Raw genomic sequence first — 14,516 nt, forward strand, 5'->3', positions numbered from 1 at the left:
ATGCCCGTCACTTTCACCGTCGAGCACCGGAGCCGGTATTCGGTGGTACGCGTCGACGGCGAGCCCGACCTCAACGAATTCCTGACCTTCGTCGAGCGCCTGGGCGTGGAATCCGCCGGCTGGGGTGTGCGCGAGGTGCTGGTGGACATGCGCACCGTCCGCTCGCTCAAGACCTTCACCGAGCACTACGCGATCGGCGAATCGGTCGCGAGGCACCTCGCCCACCTGCGCAAGATGGCGTCGGTGGTGCCCGCCGACCGCGTGACGCGCGCCAGCGAGAAGACGGCCAAGCGCTCGGGCGTCAACCTCACGGTCTTCACCACCGAGAGCGAAGCGATCGAGTGGCTGCTTTCGGCCGACAGCTGAGCTTGTCCGGGGACTCTTTCCGTTTTTCCGACTGCGCCAGTGCGCGTTGTCCGACATGACCATACCGCCGAGCACGTCAATCTGACGCCTGAGCCTGCGCCTGGCATGCGAGGGCTCTTCATCCGAACGGCACATCAAGGAGACCATCCATGTCAGACAAGAATCCCACGAATGCAGATCCCATCACCGGCGCGCCCGGTGCCCATCCTGTCGGCACCGGCGCTGGCGCCGCGGCCGGCGCGGCAGCCGGAGCCGCTGTCGGCTCCATCGCGGGCCCGGTCGGTACCGTGGTTGGCGGCGCGGTCGGTGCGATCGCCGGCGGCCTCGCAGGCAAGGGCGCCGCCGAAGGCGTGAACCCCACGGCCGAGGACAGCTACTGGCGCGACAACTACACCAAGACGCCAGGCTACAAGAAGGACTACACGTACGACGACTACGCGCCCGCATACCGTGCCGGCTACACCGGCTGGGAGCGCGCCCGCGCGAACGGCGAAAGCTTCGAGAAGCACGAGCCCACGATGCGCAGCGAATTCGAGCGCACCAAGGGCCAGTCGCGCCTGAAATGGGAAGAAGCGAAGGACGCCTCGCGCGCCGCATGGCATCGCGTCGAGCGCGCCATCCCCGGCGATGCGGACGGCGACGGCCGCTGAGCGCGCTTCCGGCGCATGCGGATCGACGGGCCTTCGGGCCCGTTTTTCATGGGCTCGTCACGTGCCGGCGATCGGGCCAAAGCCGCCCTCCTTCTGCGCCGCGAGCCATGCGACCGCGGCCCAGGCCGCGGCGTTCTGAGGCATCGTGGCCGGGTCCACCCGGTCCACGGTGTCGTTGATGGTGTGGTGGACGTCGAAGTATTTCGTGGCGTCCTGGGACAGCTCGAGCGCGGGCCACCGGTTCAGGTCCATCAGCGCCGAGATGTCGGGCTCGGGCGAGCCGTCGTTGCCTTCCGTCGCGATGCCGAGCGGCTGCAGCACGCGCCCCATCGCGGCGATCGCCGGCAGTGCGGATTCGGCAACCCGGCTGCGCAGGCGCCAGATGCGGCCCGCGCCGAGGTCGCTTTCGCCCATCAACTGGTGCGGCACGTCCTTGTAGCGCGCCGCGTACGCCTTCGCGCCGTCGAAGCCGTTCTCCTCGTTGGCGAACAGCACGACGCGAACGGTGCGGCGCGGCTTGCGTCCCGCTTCGATGATGGCCTTGGCCGCCGCCATCACGATGCCCACCCCCGCCGCATCGTCCTGTGCGCCGGGGGTGATGTCCCACGAGTCCAGGTGCGCGCCGAGCAGGACGATCTCCCCGGCGAGGCCGGTGCCGGGGACTTCGCCGATCACGTTGTTCGCGAGCGCCGGCACCTGAGCCGTCGCGGCCATCGCGAGCCGCACGCGCACGGGCCGGCCGTTCGCCGCGCGCTCCGCGATCCACTGGGCGTCCATCGTCGACACGGCGACCGCCGGAATCTTCGCGACATCGTCGTCGTAGCGCATGGACCCGGTGTGCGCGATGCGGTCCGTATCCGTCCCGAGCGAGCGGATCACGACGGCCAGCGCGCCGCGCTTGCCCGCTTCCACCGCGCCGAGCACCCGCCCGCGGATCGCCTCGCCGTAACTGCCCGTGCCCCGCTCCCGCCCGAGCTGGCGGTCGATGAAGGCGATGCGGCCGCGCGCCCGGTCCGTCGTGTCGTCGCGCAGTGCGGCGAAGTCCGGGTAGTACGCGATCTCGCCTTCCACACCGCCCGCGGGCGTGCCGACGGAGTTGCCGAGGGCCGCGACGATCAGCCTTCGCGCCTGCGGCGCGAGCACGTCGAGCGTCGTGGCCCCCCGCTGCCACGCCGAGAGCGCAACGGGCTCGGCACGCACGTTGGAAAATCCGAGCGCCGCAAGGCGCGCGAGCGCCCATTGCGTGGCCTTGTCGTAGCCGGGCGAGCCCGCGGGCCGGGGCCCCACCTCGCTCACCAGCGAAGCCATCAGGTTGAACGCGAGGTTGCTGCGCAGCGCCTGGTCGCGCAAGGCTGCCGCATGCGCGAGGTCGTCTTCGGTGAAGGGCGCCGCGCCCTGCGCGAACGTGCGCAACGGCAGAGCTGAAAGCAGGGGCGCGGCCAGCAGCGATTGCACGAAGCGGCGCCGTTGCCCGGTGTAGAGTGAATGCATCGCACGGATTGTGCACAGGAGCGCACGCATGGATTTCAAGGACTATTACAAGATCCTGGGCGTGGAGAAGACCGCCACCGAGCCCGAGATCAAGAAGGCCTATCGCAAGCTCGCCCGCAAGTACCACCCGGACGTGAGCAAGGAAGCCGACGCGGCGGTGCGCATGTCGGAAGTCAACGAGGCGAACGCCGTGCTGTCCGATCCCGAAAAGCGCGCCGCCTACGATTCGCTCGGATCGCAGCCCCACGCGCAGGCCGGCCGCGACTTCCGCCCGCCCCCGAACTGGGACGCCGGCTTCGAATTCACCGGCGACGGCCAGGGCGGCGGTCAGTTCAGCGACTTCTTCGAGGAGTTGTTCGGCCGCGCGGCGCACGGCCAGCGCGCCCAGGCGGCGGGACGCCGGCCGGCCGCGTCCCGCGGCGAAGACCATCACGCGCGCATCGAGCTCGACCTGCTGGACGCCTACCACGGCGCGCAGCGCACCATCTCCTTGCGGCAGCCGCGCCTGGACGAGCAGGGGCGCGTCGTCATGCAGGACCACCAGCTCGAGGTGAAGATTCCCACCGGGGTACGCGAGGGCCAGCACATCCGCCTGGCCGGCCGCGGCGAGCCCGGCTACGCCGGCGGCCCGCCCGGGGACCTGCTGCTCGAAGTGGCGTTCAAGCCGGACGCGCGCTGGTGCGCCGAGGGCCGCGATGTGTACCAGCGCGTTCCGCTCGCGCCGTGGGAGGCCGCGCTCGGGGGCCCCGTGGTGGTGGGCACGCCCACGGGGGACGCGGAGGTGACCGTGCCGGCCGGGTGGAAGCCCGGCCGCAAGTTGCGCCTGAAGGGCCGCGGCATCCCGGGCAAGGACCCGGGCGACCTCTACCTCGAGCTCGAACTCGCCCTGCCGCCCACGGACACCGAAGCCGCCCGCGAGGCCTTCGCCGCGCTGGCGAAGGCATTTCCCTCTTTCGATGCGCGCCGCGCGCAAGGAGCATGACCATGGCCCACGAAACCCATCATGCGCAGTTGCTGGGCGACGCCGCGTTCACCGACGAGGAGCTCGCGCGGGCCTGCGGCGTGCAGCTCACCTGGGTGCACGAACACGTGCAGGCGGGTGTCCTGAGCCTCGATTCGGGCAGCGGGCAATGGCGCTTCGCCAGCACGACGCTGGTGCGCGCGCGCCGCATCGCGCGGCTCGAATCCGACTTCGACGCGGACCCGCAGCTCGCCGCGTTGACGGCCGACCTCATCGAGGAAGTCGCCGAGCTTCGCCGGCGGCTGGCCGCTTTGCAGCCCCGATAATCCCGCGCATGGCGAAGAACTACTGGCTGATGAAGTCCGAACCCGAAGAGGTTTCCGTGGACGACGCGATCGCGGCGCCCCAGTCGACCGTGGCATGGACCGGCGTGCGCAACTACCTCGCACGCAATTACATGCGCGACCTGATGCGCGTGGACGACGGGGTCCTCTTCTATCACTCGAGCTGCGCGGAGCCGGGCATCGTGGGCATCGGGCGTGTGGCGTCCACGCCCTACCCGGACCCGACGCAGTTCGAGAAGAAGTCGAAATACTTCGACCCGAAGTCGAAGAAAGACGAGCCGCGCTGGCAGCTCGTGGACGTCCAGGTGACACGCAAGATCCCCAACATCACGCTCGCCGAGATGCGCGCCCGCCCCGAACTGGCGGACATGGTCGTGCTGCAGAAGGGCAACCGCCTGTCCATCACGCCGGTCGATGCGAAGCACTGGAAAGCGATCACCGGCCGGCTTCCCAAGGGCTGACAGGCCGCCCGTCGGCCTTGTCCTACAGGGGAAGCTCAACCGCAACCCTAGAATGGTCCGCTTGCGCCCGAAGGGCGCGGCCTCATCATTCCAACTGCAGCACGGAGCCCGCATGACCAAAGAAACAGACGCCATCCTTTCTCTCATCGGAAAGGATGAGTCCCAGATCGCGGCCGCGTGGCTGCAGGAATCGGGGGCGTCGTCCACGGAGGCGGGCCGCCGCACCATGCAGGGCGAAATCAACGACCTGCTGTCCGCCCTCGTGACGGGTTTGAAGGCCGGCGGCGACGCGACGTCCTTCCAGTCGCCGGCCTGGGCGCCGCTGCGCGAAGCGCTGACCGCGCTGTCGCGCTCGCGCGTGGCGCAGGGCCAGTCCGCCGGGGACACGAGCGGCTTCGTGCTCGCCGTCAAGCGCGCGCTCTTCAGCGCGATGCAGCGCCAGGTGGGCGCGGATTCGAAAGACCAGTTCGACGCGATCTGGGCCATCTCCTCCGTCGTGGACCGGATGGCGCAGTGGACGGTGACCACCTACCAGCAGTCGCGCGAAGAAGTCATCAAGCGCCAGCAAGCCGAGCTGCTGGAACTCTCGACCCCCGTGATCAAGCTCTGGGAAGGCGTGCTGGCGGTGCCGATGATCGGCACGCTGGATTCCGCGCGGACCCAGCTCGTCATGGAGGCGCTCCTGCAGCGCATCGTGGAGACGGGCTCGCAGCTCGCCATCATCGATATCACCGGCGTGCCCACCGTGGATACGCTGGTCGCGCAGCACCTGCTGAAGACCGTGAGCGCGATCCGGCTCATGGGCGCCGACTGCATCATCAGCGGCATCCGCCCGCAGATCGCGCAGACCATCGTCCACCTGGGCATCGACCTGCAGGGCATCGCGACCAAAGCCTCGCTGGCCGACGCGCTGCTGCTGGCCCTGCAGCAAGGCGGCTACAAGATCACGCGCGACGCCGACGCGGTCTAAGGCACCGCATGTACCGCATCCCAATTCTGCAGATGGGCAGCTTCCTGCTCGTCACCATCCAGGTCGACATGCAGGACCAGACCGCGCTGGCCCTCCAGGACGACCTGGCCAACAAGATTTCCAACTCGGGCGCGCGGGGCGTGCTGATCGACATTTCCGCTCTGGAGATCGTCGACTCCTTCGTCGGGCGCATGCTGGCCGGCATCTCGGGCATCGCCCGCATCATGGATGCCACCACGGTGGTCGTCGGGATGCAGCCGGCGGTGGCGATCACGCTGGTCGAACTGGGCTTGTCGCTCCAGGGCGTGCGAACCGCGCTCAATGTCGAAAAGGGCATGGACCTGCTCCGGCTGTCGGGCGGGGAGAACGCATTTGGCCGCCGTTGAACCGACGGGCGCCCTGCCCCTGCGCAGCGAAGAGAACATCGTCGCCGCCCGCCAGATGGTGCGCGTGCTGACGCAGCACATCAAGTTCTCCATCGTCGACCAGACCAAGATGATCACCGCGGCCAGCGAGCTCGCGCGCAACACGCTGGTGCACGGCGGCGGCGGCGACATGCGCTGGGAACTCCTGGAAAACGGGATGAAGCTCGGCCTTCGCCTCTACTTCGAGGACCAGGGCAAGGGCATCTCCGACCTCAACCTCGCGCTCAAGGACGGCTGGACGTCGGGGGGCGGCATGGGCCTCGGCCTGCCGGGCAGCAAGCGCCTCGTCAACGAATTCGACATCCGCACCGCGCCGGGCGAAGGCACGTGCGTGACCATCGCGCGATGGAAGTAGCCGCCATGGACCTCATCGTCGGCTGCCTGCACACCGCGTTTCCGATGGGGGACGTCACACGCGTGGGCGAGGCGCGCCGCCACGCAGCCCTGCTCGCCGAGTCGGCCGCGCTGGACGACACCGCGGCCGGCCGCCTGGCGCTGGTGGTCACCGAACTGGGCAACAACCTCGTGCGCCATGCCAAGGGCGGCCAGCTGCTCATCGCGGCGCGCCCCGGCTCGGGCGAGGTGGAAGTCATCTCGATGGACGACGGCCCCGGCATCCCCGACATCGCCCGCAGCATGGGCGACGGGTACTCCACCGGCGGCACGCCGGGGACCGGTTTGGGCGCGGTGCGCCGCCTCGCGCAGGATTTCGACATGCACTCGGCCATGGGCGAAGGCACCGTGGCCGTCGCGCGCATCCGCAATTCGGGCGCGGTGCGCGCCGCGGCGGGCAAGCAGCGCGTCGAGTGCGCGGGCATCTCCACCGCCGCGCCCGGCGAAACGGTGTGCGGCGACGCCTGGGCCGTGGGCCTGGATGGGTCCGGCGGCTCGGTCATGGTGGCAGACGGCCTGGGGCATGGCCCGGACGCGGCCGAAGCGTCGCTCGCGGCGCTCGAAGTCTTCGGCATCGACCCGGCATGCGGCCTGGCGGAAATGATGGAACGCACGCACGCGCACCTGCGCAGCACGCGAGGCGCCGCCGTGTCCGTGATGCGGCTGGACGCCGCCAACGACACCATCGTCTCGTGCGGCGCGGGCAACGTCATGGGCCGCATCGTCTCCGGCGTGTCCGACAAGTCCCTCCTGGCCCAGCACGGCACCGCCGGCGTCCAGGTGCGCAAACCCGAGGAAACCGTGACCGCATGGCCCGCCCACGCGCTGCTGGTGGTGCACAGCGACGGCATCGAATCGCGCTGGAGCACGTCGCGGCTGATGCCCGTGCTCGGTCGCGACCCGTCGCTCGCGGCGGCCATCCTCATGCGCGACCACTGCCGCGGGCGCGACGACGCCACGGTGGTCGTCCTGCGCCGCAAGGAATGACGCCATGAGCGACGCCGACATGGACCTCGAAACCGCGCGCAGGGAGCTGGAAGGCCTGCGCAGCGAGCTGGAGGAAACCAACCGCGGCGTGCTCGCGTTGTACGCCGAGCTCGAGGCGCAGGCGGACCAGCTGCGCCAGGCCACCGAGCTCAAGAGCCGCTTTCTCGCCTACATGAGCCACGAATTTCGCACGCCGATCGGCTCGATCCGCAGCATCGCGCGCCTGCTGCTCGACCGCGTGGACGGTCCCCTGACCGAGGAGCAGGAAAAGCAGGTCAAGTTCATCCAGCAGAACGCCGTCGAATTCGCGGAGATGGTGGACGACCTGCTGGACCTGGCCAAGGTCGAGGCCGGCCGGGTGGAGATTTCCCCGGCGTGGTTCGAAATGGTCGACCTGTTCTCGGCGCTGCGCGGCATGTTCAAGCCCGTGCTGACCAACCCCGACGTGAACCTCGTCTTCGAGGAGCCGCACGGCGACTTGCCGCGGCTCTACACGGACGACCGCAAGCTTTCGCAGATCCTGCGCAACTTCATCTCCAACGCGCTCAAGTTCACCCAGAAGGGCGAGGTGCGCATCACGACCGAGCTGGTAGGCGACGACAAGATCCGCTTCCGGGTGAGCGATACCGGCATCGGCATCGCGCCGGGCTTTCATCGCAGCATCTTCGAGGATTATTCGCAGGTGGACTCCCCGCTGCAGAAGCGCCTGAAGGGCACGGGCCTGGGCCTGTCGCTCAGCAAGCGCCTGGCGGAACTCCTCGGCGGCCATGTGGAATTGAGCAGCGAACTGGGCAAAGGGTCGGTCTTTTCCGTCACCATTCCCCTCGAAGTGGTTGCCACGAAACAGCAATGATCGACACGGACGTCATCAACGTCACCATCGACCGCAGCCTGCATACGCTGCTGGTGGTGGACGACAACGCCGCGACGCGCTACTCCACGGGGCGCGTGCTCAAGGCTGCGGGCTTCCGCATCCTGGAAGCGGCCAACGGAACCGAAGCCATCGAGCGCTCCGCCGAAGGCGTGTCGGGCGTGGTGCTGGACGTCCACCTCCCGGATATCGACGGTTTCGACGTGTGCCGCGCGATCCGCGCGCGCAACAGCACGGAGCACCTTCCGGTCGTGCACCTGTCGGCCACGCACGTCGCCGACGAGGACCGGGTCACGGGCCTGAACGCCGGCGCGGACGCCTACCTCGTCCACCCCGCGGAGCCGGCCGTGCTGGTCGCGACCATGCAGGCGCTCATCCGGGCGCGCACGGCCGAGGACCAGCTGCGGCGCAGCGAACAACGCTACCGCGCGATCCACGACCACGCGCAAAGCGGCATCGCCGTGCTGGACGCGCAGGGCCGCTTCGAGGACGCCAACCCCGCGATGCAGCGCCTGCTGGGCCGCACGCGCGAGGAAATGATCGGCAAGTCGCTGGCCGAACTCGCGCCGGCCGACTGGAGCGGATTGGTGGCCAATCGCGCGGCGCGGCTCATCGAGCCCGGCAACGCCGAGGGCTGGCACGGCGAATTTCCCCTGCTCGCCGCCGATGGCCGCGACGTCTACCTGGACTGGACGATCTCCGCGCCGATCGAAGGTGGCCTGCGCGTGGCGATCGCCAACGATGCGTCCGAACGCCACGACCTGGAGCAGCGCCGCCGCGACGTGCTGGAGCGCGAGCAGGCCGCGCGCTCCGTCGCCGAGCAGCACAGCCGCACGAAGGACGACTTCATCGCCGTGCTGTCGCACGAGCTGCGCACGCCGCTCAACTCGATCGTGGGTTGGGTGGCGATCCTCATGCGCCGCAACCCGACGCCCGACCAGGTGAAGGGGCTGCAGTCCATCGAGCGCAACGTTAAGACCCAGGCACGGATCATCTCGGACATCCTCGACGTGTCGCGCATCAACTCCGGCAAGCTGCACCTGGAGCCGGAAGTCGTGATTCCGTCGGAGGTCATCGGCAACGCGATCGCCTCCCTGCGCGCATCGATCGACGAGAAGGCCATCGCCGTTCAGGCCGACATCCAGCAGGCCGACCAGCCCGCCTGGCTCGACCCCGGCCGCTTCCAGCAGATCTTCTGGAACCTGATGACCAACGCCATCAAGTTCTCGAAGAAAGGCGGCGAGGTGCGCGTGACGCTGCGGCGCGACGCCGACCGCCTGACGCTCACGGTGCAGGACTTCGGGCAGGGCATCAAGGCCGACTTCCTGCCGCTTCTCTTCGACCGCTTCACGCAAAGCGATTCACCGGGCAACCGCACCCAGGGCGGCCTGGGGCTGGGCCTGTCCATCGTCAAGCACCTGGTCGATCTCCACGCGGGCACCGTGGAGGCGCGCAGCGGCGGCACGGGCCAGGGAACGACGATGCTGGTCGAAATCCCGGTGACCATTCCCGCCATCACCGCGCCTGCGGAATTCAGGGCCTCCGCCTCGTCGGACGACGACGAAACCGACGGCCTGGGCCGGCCGCTGCAGGACCTCGACATCCTCATCGTGGAGGACGATCCCGGCGCCTCGGAAATGCTTTCCGTGGTGCTCTCCGACCGCGGCGCCCGGATCAGGACGGCCAACGATTTCGACTCGGCGATCGCGGAGGTCGGCACGCACTGGCCCGACGTGCTGATCAGCGACATCGGCCTGCCGGGGCGCGACGGCTACGAGTTGATCCGCAGGATCCGCGAACTGAAACCGCCGCCGGGCGCCCCCGCGCGCCTGGCCGCCGTCGCGCTGACGGCGTTCGCGCGGCCGGAAGACAAGGCACGCGCCCTGGAGGCCGGGTTCGACGCGCACACTGCCAAGCCGCTCAAGCCCCATGCGCTCGTGACGACCGTGCTGGGCATCTCGCCGCCCAGGCCCCACGCCAGGGGCTGAGCCGCGCGCTACTCCTGCTGGGCGAGCTCGAACAGCAGCGCGGGGATCAATTCCTTCTCCACATCGCCGCGGCCCACCCGCACGCACTCGTGGCCGTGGAAGCCGCTCGCCTGGAAAGAGGGCCGGGCGAGCGTGATCTGCACGACGGCACAGCGCGACCCGTCGAGGTCCAGCCCGTCGCGGATGTAGGCCGGGCCGATGAACTCGTGGCAGGACACGATGGCTCGCGGCTTGTCCTTCTGGCAGAGCGGGCGTGCCAGCTCCACGCTGTCCGCGACGCTCACCTGCAAACCGTTGGCGAGCAACAACCGCAGCACTTTCTGTCGCAGCGGCTTGTTGCGGATCATGAGCAGCACGCGCGCGTCCTTCAGCTGCGACTCGGACTGTGCGCCCGGGAGCAGCTCCACTGTCGCGACACCGTCCATGGTGGCATAGGTGCGGGGAAACTCGATGAACGCGATCTCGCGCATGCCCTGCGTGGCGCGGAACACTTTCAGCCGCGTCACGACGGCCAGCTGCCTGAGCAGCAGCCAGTCGAGGCTGTCGTTCATCCGGCGGCGCCTCGCTGTCGGCGCGGTCGGGTTGTCGCGCGGCGGGGCGGCCCGATCGCCCGTGACCATCAGCCGCACCGGCCCTCCGTCGCGCGCCGGCTCCACGCCCAGCTCCACCTGGCTGCTGAACCCCAGGGCCCAGTCCACCGCGGCGTTCATGACTTCCAGCGCGACGGCGGCATCGACGTAGACGTCCGCCGGCTGGAGATCGAGCCGGATCTCCGCATGGCGGCGGGCGAGGAGCGCGCGGCGCTCGTTCACGACGTGCTTGGCGAGCGCCGGCAGATCGACGAGCTCCGCCTTCGGCTGCACGCCGCCGGCCGCGAGGCGAACGATCTGCTGGACCGTGGTGCCCGCGCGCCGGATCGATTGCGCGAGATGGTCCGCCGCCGCGAGTTCGGCGCGATCGATCCCCCGGTCCGCATGGAGCCGCTTCATTTCACGGCGGATCGCATTGGCTTCGCTCGCCACCTGTTCGCTCAATGCGGCGCACAGCTGCGGCCAGTGCGCCCCGACGGACCACTGCTCTTCGGTCTGGGTGGACCACGGGTAATTGGGGCCGTCCCACCACCTGCGCCGCGGCTTGCCGGCGTTGGAGGACGCCTCGGTCAATGCGGCGGTGGCGGGTGGGGTGATGCGGTCCATGGGGCATCAAACCATCCGCGCGTTCCGCGCCTTATCGGAAAGAATTGCAACCGACCGTAGGAGGACGCCGCTGCACCTTCCAGCGACCAAGAAAAAGCCGCCTCGCGGGCGGCTCTTCAGGCGTCCCCGATGGCTCAGGGATTGTCGGTGGAGATTTCTTCCGGCTCCGGTTTCGCCTTGCCTTCTTTCTTGGGCAGCGGCTGGATGTCGAGCACCACTTCGGACGTGTCGACACCCTTGTCGTCCGCCTTGGTCTCGATGTCCACGGTGAGGCGCCCGCCTTCGGTCAGGCGGCCGAACAGCAACTCGTCGGCGAGCGCCCTGCGGATCGTGTCCTGGATCAGGCGCTGCATCGGCCGCGCACCCATCAGCGGATCGAAGCCCTTCTTCGCCAGGTGCTTGCGCAGCGCGTCGGTGAAGGTCACTTCGACCTTCTTCTCGGCGAGCTGCTGCTCGAGCACGAGCAGGAACTTGTCGACCACGCGCAGGATGATGTTCTCGTCCAGCGCCTTGAAGCTCACCGTCGCGTCCAGGCGGTTGCGGAACTCCGGCGTGAACAGGCGCTTGATGTCGGCCATCTCGTCGCCCGATTCGCGCGCCGTGGTGAAGCCGATCACCGACTTGTTCAGCGATTCCGCCCCCGCATTCGTCGTCATGATGATGATGATGTTGCGGAAGTCGGCCTTGCGCCCGTTGTTGTCCGTGAGCGTGCCGTGGTCCATCACCTGCAGCAGCACGTTGAAGATGTCCGGGTGCGCCTTCTCGATCTCGTCGAGCAGCAGCACCGCGTGCGGCTTCTTCGTGATGGCTTCGGTGAGCAGGCCGCCCTGGTCGAAACCGACATAGCCCGGAGGCGCGCCGATGAGGCGCGACACCGCGTGGCGCTCCATGTACTCGGACATGTCGAAGCGGATGAGCTCGATGCCCATGATGTAGGCGAGCTGCTTGGCGGCTTCGGTCTTGCCGACACCCGTGGGGCCCGAGAAGAGGAACGAGCCGATCGGCTTGTCGCCCTTGCCAAGGCCCGAGCGCGCCATCTTCACGGAAGCGGCAAGCACTTCCAGCGCCTTGTCCTGGCCGAACACCACGCTCTTCAGGTCGCGCTCGAGCGTCTGCAGCTTGCCGCGGTCGTCGTTGGAGACGTTCGCGGGCGGGATGCGGGCGATCTTGGCCACGATTTCCTCGACCTCGGTCTTGGAAATCGTCTTCTTGCGCTTGCTCACCGGCAGGATGCGCTGCGCCGCGCCGGCCTCGTCGATCACGTCGATCGCCTTGTCGGGCAGGTGGCGGTCGTTGATGTACTTCGCGCTCAGCTCGGCAGCGGCCTGCAGGGCGCCCGCCGCGTACTTCACGCTGTGATGCTCTTCGAAGCGGGACTTCAGGCCCTTGAGGATCTCGATCGTCTCGGCGACGCTCGGCTCGACCACGTCCACCTTCTGGAAGCGGCGGGAGAGCGCGGCGTCCTTCTCGAAGATGCCCCGGTATTCGGTGAACGTCGTCGCGCCGATGCACTTGAGCACGCCCGAGCTCAGCGCGGGCTTGAGCAGGTTGGACGCGTCCAGCGTGCCGCCCGACGCCGCGCCGGCACCGATGAGCGTGTGGATCTCGTCGATGAAGAGGATCGCGTTCGGCTTGTCCTTGAGCGACTTGAGCACGCCCTTCAGGCGCTGCTCGAAATCGCCGCGGTACTTGGTGCCGGCCAGCAGCGCGCCCATGTCGAGGGAGTAGACCTGGGAGTCCGCGAGGATCTCCGGCACTTCCTTCTGCACGATGCGCCAGGCGAGGCCTTCGGCGATCGCGGTCTTGCCCACGCCGGCCTCGCCGACCAGGAGCGGGTTGTTTTTGCGGCGGCGGCACAGGATCTGGATCACGCGCTCGACCTCGTACTCGCGGCCGATCAGCGGGTCGATCTTGCCGTCCTTGGCGGACTGGTTGAGGTTCTGCGTGAACTGCTCGAGAGGCGATGCCTTCTCGTTCTTCTCGCCGCCCTCTTCGCTCTCGTTCGACGCGGCTTCGCCGCCCTTCGCCGGCTCCGGCGGATCGCTCTTCTTGATGCCGTGCGCGATGAAGTTCACCACGTCCAGCCGCGTCACGCCCTGCTGGTGCAGGTAGTAGACGGCATGCGAATCCTTCTCGCCGAAGATCGCGACCAGCACGTTGGCGCCGGTGACTTCCTTCTTGCCGTTGCCGGTGGACTGCACGTGCATGATGGCGCGCTGGATCACACGCTGGAAGCCCAGCGTGGGTTGCGTGTCCACGTCGTCCGTGCCCGCCACCTGCGGGGTGTTGTCCTTGATGAAGTTGGACAGGGACTTGCGCAGGTCGTCGATGTTCGCCGAGCATGCGCGCAGCACTTCGGCCGCGCTGGGATTGTCCAGCAGGGCCAACAGCAAGTGTTCCACGGTGATGAACTCGTGGCGCTGTTGCCGCGCCTCCACAAATGCCATGTGGAGGCTGACTTCCAATTCCTGGGCAATCATGAAAATTCCTTCTGCCTTGCTGTGTACAACACTTTAAATCACTCTATCGGTTCGCTCACGCACTGCAGGGGATGTCCCGCCTGCCGGGCTGCTTCCTGCACCTGGTCGACCTTCGTCGCCGCCACGTCCCTCGAATAGACACCGCAGATGCCTTTCCCATCCAGGTGGATCTTCAGCATGATCTGCGTGGCCGTTTCCCGGTCCTTGTTGAAAAACTCCTGGATGACCACCACCACGAACTCCATGGGGGTGTAGTCGTCGTTGAGCATGACGACCTGGTACATCTGGGGGGGCTTGGTCTTCTGGGTCCTGCGCTCGAGCACCACCGACCCGCCATCGTCCTCCTTCGGCCGCGTTTTGGGCGCTACCGGAGCAGGCGTGGGTGTTTTACTGGCCATGAAATTCATTCTATCGAGCGGGGTAGGCGAGTGCAGCCTGTAGGTGAATTGGTGGCGGAATTCCTACATTCAAGCACGCACGCGGCGGGCCGAAAACCGCGCGCGCCGGCCAGCGGCGGCCCCACGCCCCGGCGCGGCGGCGCAGTGCAAAATAATTCCACCCGTCAGTACACTTTAGTTCTTCAAAACGTTGACAACTGTACCCCGAATGCAGGACACTGGCGGCTCGATTTAAGTGAAACAGGGGCCCGAGAAAATGGCGACAGGAATAGTCAAGTGGTTCAACGATGCAAAAGGCTTCGGGTTCATCGAACCCGACGGTGGAGGCGCTGATGTATTCGCCCATTTCTCGGCCATCGCGATGGAAGGCTTCAAGACCTTGAAGCAGGGTTCGCGCGTGTCCTATGAGGTCACCGAGGGTCCCAAGGGCCAGCTCGCGCAGAACATCCAGGCCGAGCCGGGCACCGGCAGCATCGAGCCGATCACCACGCAGCCGAGCGAGCGCCCGCAGCGCCACAGCAAGGTACGCGCGCCG

General features: G+C 68.0%; 15 protein-coding genes and 1 pseudogene. 12 read left to right on the forward strand and 4 right to left on the reverse strand.

All coding sequences use genetic code 11. The features are described 5' to 3' along the window. Positions 1-366, forward strand: coding sequence for a SpoIIAA family protein (locus I5803_RS03355; RefSeq protein WP_196985002.1), 366 nt, complete (start codon positions 1-3; stop codon positions 364-366). A gap of 149 nt (positions 367-515) precedes the next feature. Further along, complete coding sequence (locus tag I5803_RS03360; protein ID WP_196985003.1) at positions 516-1,016, forward strand: hypothetical protein; 501 nt, start codon at positions 516-518, stop codon at positions 1,014-1,016. 57 nt (positions 1,017-1,073) lie between these two features. On the opposite strand, the gene I5803_RS03365 is transcribed toward I5803_RS03360, so the two are convergent. Beyond that, positions 1,074-2,507: a M20/M25/M40 family metallo-hydrolase gene (locus I5803_RS03365; RefSeq protein ID WP_196985004.1), complete on the reverse strand. Its 1,434-nt coding sequence runs from the start codon at positions 2,505-2,507 to the stop codon at positions 1,074-1,076. 28 nt (positions 2,508-2,535) lie between these two features. Here I5803_RS03365 and I5803_RS03370 point away from each other — a divergent pair, with 28 nt between their 5' ends. The 9 genes from I5803_RS03370 (at position 2,536) to I5803_RS03410 (ending at position 9,907) form a co-directional block, all read left to right on the forward strand. After that, positions 2,536-3,489, forward strand: coding sequence for a DnaJ C-terminal domain-containing protein (locus tag I5803_RS03370; protein ID WP_196985005.1), 954 nt, complete (start codon positions 2,536-2,538; stop codon positions 3,487-3,489). A gap of 2 nt (positions 3,490-3,491) precedes the next feature. Next, positions 3,492-3,794, forward strand: coding sequence for a chaperone modulator CbpM (locus I5803_RS03375; protein WP_435520839.1), 303 nt, complete (start codon positions 3,492-3,494; stop codon positions 3,792-3,794). A gap of 8 nt (positions 3,795-3,802) precedes the next feature. After that, a complete protein-coding gene (locus tag I5803_RS03380; RefSeq protein WP_196985007.1) occupies positions 3,803-4,273 on the forward strand; it encodes an EVE domain-containing protein in 471 nt (156 codons plus the stop codon). Positions 4,274-4,385: 112 nt separating this feature from the next. After that, positions 4,386-5,243, forward strand: coding sequence for an STAS domain-containing protein (locus I5803_RS03385; protein WP_196985008.1), 858 nt, complete (start codon positions 4,386-4,388; stop codon positions 5,241-5,243). Between the two features lie 8 nt (positions 5,244-5,251). Continuing rightward, positions 5,252-5,629, forward strand: a complete 378-nt coding sequence (locus I5803_RS03390) for an STAS domain-containing protein (protein ID WP_196985009.1) — start codon at positions 5,252-5,254, stop codon at positions 5,627-5,629. Further along, positions 5,616-6,023: an anti-sigma regulatory factor gene (locus tag I5803_RS03395; protein ID WP_435520840.1), complete on the forward strand. Its 408-nt coding sequence runs from the start codon at positions 5,616-5,618 to the stop codon at positions 6,021-6,023. The genes I5803_RS03390 and I5803_RS03395 overlap by 14 nt, the downstream gene beginning before the upstream one ends. Then, entirely contained in the window at positions 6,014-7,048 is a 1,035-nt protein-coding gene (locus I5803_RS03400) for an ATP-binding protein (RefSeq protein ID WP_196985011.1), read from the forward strand. The genes I5803_RS03395 and I5803_RS03400 overlap by 10 nt, the downstream gene beginning before the upstream one ends. A 4-nt stretch (positions 7,049-7,052) precedes the next feature. Continuing rightward, entirely contained in the window at positions 7,053-7,901 is an 849-nt protein-coding gene (locus I5803_RS03405; protein WP_196985012.1) for a sensor histidine kinase, read from the forward strand. Further along, positions 7,898-9,907, forward strand: coding sequence for a hybrid sensor histidine kinase/response regulator (locus tag I5803_RS03410; RefSeq protein ID WP_196985013.1), 2,010 nt, complete (start codon positions 7,898-7,900; stop codon positions 9,905-9,907). The genes I5803_RS03405 and I5803_RS03410 overlap by 4 nt, the downstream gene beginning before the upstream one ends. An 8-nt stretch (positions 9,908-9,915) precedes the next feature. Here I5803_RS03410 and I5803_RS03415 read toward each other — a convergent pair whose 3' ends face one another. The 3 genes from I5803_RS03415 to clpS all read right to left on the reverse strand — a co-directional run bounded on the left by I5803_RS03415 (position 9,916) and on the right by clpS (position 13,990). Next, a complete protein-coding gene (locus I5803_RS03415) occupies positions 9,916-11,103 on the reverse strand; it encodes a hypothetical protein (protein WP_196985014.1) in 1,188 nt (395 codons plus the stop codon). A gap of 134 nt (positions 11,104-11,237) precedes the next feature. After that, a complete protein-coding gene (clpA, locus tag I5803_RS03420) occupies positions 11,238-13,583 on the reverse strand; it encodes an ATP-dependent Clp protease ATP-binding subunit ClpA (protein WP_196985015.1) in 2,346 nt (781 codons plus the stop codon). Positions 13,584-13,621: 38 nt separating this feature from the next. Further along, positions 13,622-13,990 (reverse strand): ATP-dependent Clp protease adapter ClpS, encoded by a 369-nt coding sequence (gene clpS, locus I5803_RS03425; protein WP_196985016.1) that lies wholly within the window; start codon positions 13,988-13,990, stop codon positions 13,622-13,624. Positions 13,991-14,237: 247 nt separating this feature from the next. Between clpS and I5803_RS21920 the strand changes: the two are divergent. Further along, positions 14,238-14,435, forward strand: a pseudogene (locus I5803_RS21920) (cold-shock protein); the annotation flags it as partial. Positions 14,436-14,516: the final 81 nt, after the last annotated feature.

The sequence above is a fragment of the Caenimonas aquaedulcis genome (genome assembly GCF_015831345.1).
In the GTDB taxonomy this organism is placed as follows: domain Bacteria; phylum Pseudomonadota; class Gammaproteobacteria; order Burkholderiales; family Burkholderiaceae_C; genus Ramlibacter; species Ramlibacter aquaedulcis.